This window comes from Cellulomonas sp. P2_B4, from assembly GCF_056404795.1.
Genome location: NZ_JBFUDI010000021.1, coordinates 1 through 5,693, shown reverse-complemented (window position 1 = coordinate 5,693; position 5,693 = coordinate 1). Strand labels below are relative to the sequence as shown.

General features: G+C 62.1%; 3 protein-coding genes. All 3 read left to right on the top strand.

The window, feature by feature from the left end; genetic code table 11:
• Window positions 1–2,527, top strand: a 2,527-nt coding sequence (gene pglX / locus AC1DZC_RS19790) for a BREX-1 system adenine-specific DNA-methyltransferase PglX (RefSeq protein ID WP_477044451.1), incomplete at its 5' end; no start/stop codon positions are given.
• Window positions 2,520–2,648 carry a hypothetical protein gene (locus AC1DZC_RS19785; RefSeq protein WP_477044450.1) on the top strand — a complete coding sequence of 43 codons (129 nt, stop codon included), beginning with the start codon at window positions 2,520–2,522 and terminating at the stop codon, window positions 2,646–2,648. The genes pglX (AC1DZC_RS19790) and AC1DZC_RS19785, both read left to right, overlap by 8 nt.
• Window positions 2,648–5,693, top strand: a 3,046-nt coding sequence (gene pglX / locus AC1DZC_RS19780) for a BREX-1 system adenine-specific DNA-methyltransferase PglX (RefSeq protein WP_477044449.1), incomplete at its 3' end; no start/stop codon positions are given. The genes AC1DZC_RS19785 and pglX (AC1DZC_RS19780), both read left to right, overlap by 1 nt.

Here is a 5,693-nt window from a genome sequence, read left to right as displayed (position 1 = left end):
CCTCTACGGCGTCGAAATCGACCCTCGAGCCGGTGCACTCGCTGGCTTCGCCCTGACCATGAAGGCCCGCGCCAAGCAGCGGACCTTCTTCAACAAGCAGATCGAACCCAACGTTTGCGTCCTCGACCCGATCCAGTTCACACCCGACGAGATCGACTTCCTGCTTACTCGTGGGGGCGACAAGCACGCCGAAGCGGCCTTCTGGAACCAGTTCGAACACGCCGACACCTTCGGCTCACTGATCCAGCCCGACGCCGAGCTCACCGTTCGCCTCAAGCAGCACATCGCCCAGCTCGACGACCGCGGAGACATCCTCCTAGCCGACGTCCTCGACTGGGCTGAACAGGTAGTTGTCCAGGCTGAGTACCTAGCCCAGCGCTACGCGGTCGTAGTCGCGAACCCGCCGTACATGGGCGCTGGGAACATGGGCTCTCTGCTCGCGACGTTTTCAAAGGAGATGTACGCAGACGCCAAGGCAGATCTTTTCGCCATGTTCATCGCTCGGTGTCTCGGACTAGCTGTTCTTCACGGCGCGGTGGCGATGATCACCATGCAGTCGTGGATGTTCATCTCCTCGTACGAGGTCTTGCGCGCGACTATCGTCGCGGGCAACCCGCCGTCCTCGATGATCCACCTCGGCGAGCGTGGATTCGACTCGATAGGCGGTTCAGTAGTCTCGACCACGGCATTCGTGCTCAAACGGGGTGGCGACGCCGCTCGTACCGGTGTGTACATCCGCGCCGTTCACGGCGATTCCGAGTCGGCAAAGCAGGGCATCATTTCCCGCGCCTTAGCCACTAGACAGCAGGGAGAGGGCTGGCACGAGGTTGCCGCATCCGCCTTCGCAGACATTCCCGGGTCGCCCGTTGCCTACTGGCTGTCTCATGCCGCGCGCGCCGCGTTTGCCGACGGTCGCCCGTTGTTGAATGAAGTCGCATTGCGAGAAGGCCTTACGACTGGCGACAATGGGAAGTACCTCCGGTACTGGTGGGAAATCTCGGCAAGCCGCTCCGCAATGAGATGTGCTCGTCGCGATGAAGCGATGGTTTCCGGCGCCCGGTGGTTTCCGCACAAGAAGGGTGGACCGTTTAGGCGGTGGTACGGCAATCAGGACCTTGTAATCAACTGGGAGGGGGATGGCGCCGAGATAAAGGCGGCTGTGGTCGCGCAGTACGGCGGATCCTACACAAAGTCGATTCGCAGCGAAAAGTTCTACTTCGAGCCAGCGCTCTCGTGGGGCCGGGTTTCGTCCGGCGAGTTTTCCATTCGATGGTATCCGGCCGGTCAACTGTTCGACTCAACAGCGCCATCGGTTCTCGCCTCAGAATCGACGATAACTACGGCGCTCGCATTGTTGAACAGTTCTTCACTGGGGGTCTTGCTCGGCGCTATCAGTCCAACTCTGGACTTTCGCCTCACGGCGATGGGAAGCTTGCCCGTTCCCCACCACTGGAAGTCTCTCGACTCCAGGGCGGCAAAGGTAGCGACGGACGTATCGAGGGAGGACTGGGATAGCTTCGAGACGTCGTGGGGCTTCACGTTCAGCCCGCTCGTCGGCACAGTATCGACCAAGCTCGCCCGCGTCGTTGGTGCATACACAGCGGAATCGTCGGCAATCGCTAAGGGCCAGCAGACGCGGGAGAGCGAGAACAACCGAATCGTCGCAGAAGCTTATGGTTTGGTCGGCGAGGTTCCAGTAAATGTGCCTCTGCACCGTGTGTCGCTGACAAGGAATGTCGAGTTCCGGTACGGACCAGGCAGGTCCGCGGCGGAGTACACGGCGCTTGAGCGAGCCAGCGTTGCAACTGACCTGGTGTCCTACGCGGTTGGGTGCATGTTCGGTCGCTACAGCCTGGATCAGCCGGGGCTCATCTTGGCTGACCAAGGCGCCACGTTTCAGGAGTACCTGGCCAAGGTGCCGAACCCGACGTTTGCGCCGGACAAGGACAACGTCATCCCGATCGTGGATGGCGACTGGTTCGAGGACGACGTCGTTGCGCGGTTCCGGACCTTCCTCCGGGTCGCCTTCGGGGAGCAGCACTTCGAGGAGAACCTGCGCTTCGTCACCGAGTCGCTCGGTGTCAGGGACATCCGCGACTACTTCGTGCGGTCGTTCTACAAGGACCATGTCCAGCGGTACAAGAAGCGCCCGATCTACTGGCTGTTCTCCAGTCCGAAGGGATCGTTCAGCGCCCTGATCTATATGCACCGCTACACGCCGTCTACGGTCTCGACGGTGCTGAATGAGTACCTGCGTGAGTTCCGGGCCAAGCTCTCGTCGAGCCTGCAGGAGCAGGACCGGCTGGCCGCCGGCGGTGGCACGCCGCGTCAGCAGGCGGCCGCCCAGAAGGAGGCCGACCTGCTGCGCACGGTGCTTCTGGAGCTSGAGGAGTACGAGCACGACGTGCTCTACCCGCTGGCCTCGCGTCAGCTCAACATCGACCTCGACGACGGCGTAAAAGCCAACTACCCGAAGTTCGGTGCTGCCATGAGGAAGATCCCCGGACTTGAGGTCGCAGATGAGTGACACCATCACCGTCCGCGCACACCTGCGAGACCCGTCCGATGACGACGTTGACCGCTGCCTCGACGCGTTGCGCTCGGCGCTCGTGAAGACGCTGAATGACGGAAAGCGAATCTCGCTCTGATGGAAACCGCACCGCTGAAGTCGTTCGCGACGTGGGCACGCACCTCGCTGATCCGTGAGGTGACAGCCCGGGTTGCCGTTGTGCTGGCGCCTGCCTCGCCCGATCGGGTGGAGCAGCCCAGGGCTGTGGAGTCCCTGGAAAGGGCCGTCACGGCGGCCGGTGGGGGCGACAAGGGAAAGGCCGCAGTCGCGGACAAGGTTGCCTACACGTGGTTCAACCGGATCGTCGCCCTGCGCTTCATGGACGCCAACGGCTACACCAGCGTCGGCGTCGCCTCCCCGCAGGCCGGCCTCGACACCGGACAGCCTGAGATCCTGGCCGAGGCCAAGCGTGGCAACTTCGATACCGAGGTAGTTGGGGGCAGGTCTCGCGAGATCGTCACGGGGCTGCTCGACGGCACCCGCCGCAGCGACGACGCCCAGGGCGAGGCCTACGCCCTGCTGCTCGCGGACTACTGCCGCTACTGGAACCGCGCGATGCCGTTCATGTTCGAGCGCGAAGGCGACTTCACTGAGTTGCTGATCCCGGCCAACCTGCTGGCCGACGAGTCGGCCCTGAACCGGGCCGTGAGGGTGCTCACCAAGGATGTCTGTCAGGACGTCGAGGTCATCGGATGGCTCTACCAGTTCTATATCTCGGAGCGTAAGGACGAGGTCTTCGCCGGGTTCAAGAAGAACAAGAAGGCTGGCGCCGACGAGATCCCCGCAGCCACTCAGCTGTTCACGCCCCACTGGATCGTCCGGTACCTCGTCGAGAACTCCCTCGGCCGGCTGTGGATGCTCAACCGCCCGGCCTCGCGCCTGATCGACCAGATGGACTACTACATCGCCCCCGTCGACGAGGAGACCGACTTCCTCAAGATCGCCCGGCCAGAGGAGCTCAAGGTCGTCGACCCGGCATGCGGGTCGGGGCACATGCTGACCTACGCCTTCGACCTGCTGTACGCGATCTACGAAGAAGAGGGCTACGCCCCGGCCGAGATCCCCGGCCTGATCTTGACCAACAACCTCTACGGCGTCGAAATCGACCCTCGAGCCGGTGCACTCGCTGGCTTCGCCCTGACCATGAAGGCCCGCGCCAAGCAGCGGACCTTCTTCAACAAGCAGATCGAACCCAACGTTTGCGTCCTCGACCCGATCCAGTTCACACCCGACGAGATCGACTTCCTCATCACCAAGGGCGGAGACCGGCAGGCGGAGACTGCGTACTGGAACCAGTTCTCAGAGGCCGACATGGTTGGCTCGCTTGTGCAGCCAGATGCGCAGCTGACTGCTCAGCTGAGCTGGCATCTCCGAAGTATTGATCACAGTGGTGACATGCTTCGTGCCGAGGCGACTGAACGGGCGGCGAGCGTCATCGCCCAGGCAGAGTTTCTCTTGCCCCGATACAACGTTGTTGTGGCGAACCCTCCTTACATGGGAAGCAAAAATGTTGGGGCAGTTCTTGCCGACTATTTTGCTGCCTGGTTTCCGGACTTTCGATCCGATCTCTTCTCGGCGTTTGTGCGACGCCAGTTCGAACTCCTGGTGCGAGGCGGCTTCGCGGGATTTGTGGCGCCCAACGTCTGGTTCTACTTGAAGGGCCACGCTGCGTTCCGCAAATACGTGACAGAGGCGAATCGGCTTCTGTCTGCGGTTGAACTCCCGCTTGGCGGTATGCCCGGTGCGACCGTGCAGGTCGCTGCCGTCGTGGTTGAACACACCCCAAGAAGAAGTGACAAGAGCACGTTCGTTCGGCTTGTCGAGTCCGAACGGAGAGGAGCATCTCTTGGCGCGGCTGCGCTTGGGGCCATCCGTGGCGAAGTGCCTGAGAACACGTACGTGATCTCCCCGACGGCCCTGCAAGTTGTCCCTGGATCGCCGCTCGCGTACTGGGCTGATGGCGCCACGCTCGCGGCATTCGCGAAGCATCCGAGTCTCGGCACGGTTCTCACCGCACGAGTTGCGATGGCGACTGGTGACAACGAGGCCTTCGTTCGCGCATGGCCGGAGGTTTCGTGGTCAAACATCGGACGCGGTATGCGCAGCCACAACGAGGCCAGTTCTTCTGGAAAACGCTGGTTCCCGGTAAATAGAGGGGGCGAGTTCCGTCGGTGGTACGGGAATCGGGAGTACGTCATCGACTGGGAAAGCGACGGAAGTCGCATCCGGTCGTTGACCGACCCCCGCACCGGGCGGGTTCGTTCGCACAACTACAACGGAGACTTCGCGTTCAGAGAAGGGCTTACATGGGGAGCTCTGAACTCGGCGAACTTCGGCGTGCGATACGCACCGTTTGGATCCCTTTTCATGACGCCAGGCTCGAGTGGATTCGTAAGCGGCGGCGCCTCGCCGACGTCTATTGTCGCCTACCTTGGAACTGCGGTAGTCAAACATTTTCTGAATCTCATTAGCTCAACCTTGAACATCGAGGTTGGCGACGTGCTGCGGATTCCCGTTCCGACGCTGCCGGCCGACTTCGCCGAGTTGGCGGCGGAGGCAATCTCGATTAGCAAGGCCGATTGGGATGACTTTGAGCTCTCCACGGAGTTTGTCCGCGCTCCGCTGGTGAGCGGAGATCGGTCGGCAAGGCTTGCGGCGCGGTCGGCTGGACTTCAGGCTGTGCAGGACCAGAGGATCCAGGACCTCGCAACGATCGAGGGGAAACTTGACTCAGCGGCGGTTGGTGCCCTCGGCGTGGATGGACTTGAGTCCCACATCGATGGGAGTACGCCGGTCACACTCCTGGGCCGGGGTTCAAATGGCGACGTGAAAGACGTCGTGTCCGATCTCGTGTCCTACGCGGTCGGGTGCATGTTTGGTCGCTACAGCCTGGATCAGCCGGGGCTCATCTTGGCTGACCAAGGCGCCACGTTTCAGGAGTACCTGGCCAAGGTGCCGAACCCGACGTTTGCGCCGGACAAGGACAACGTCATCCCGATCGTGGATGGCGACTGGTTCGAGGACGACGTCGTTGCGCGGTTCCGGACCTTCCTCCGGGTCGCCTTCGGGGAGCAGCACTTCGAGGAGAACCTGCGCTTCGTCACCGAGTCGCTCGGTGTCAGGG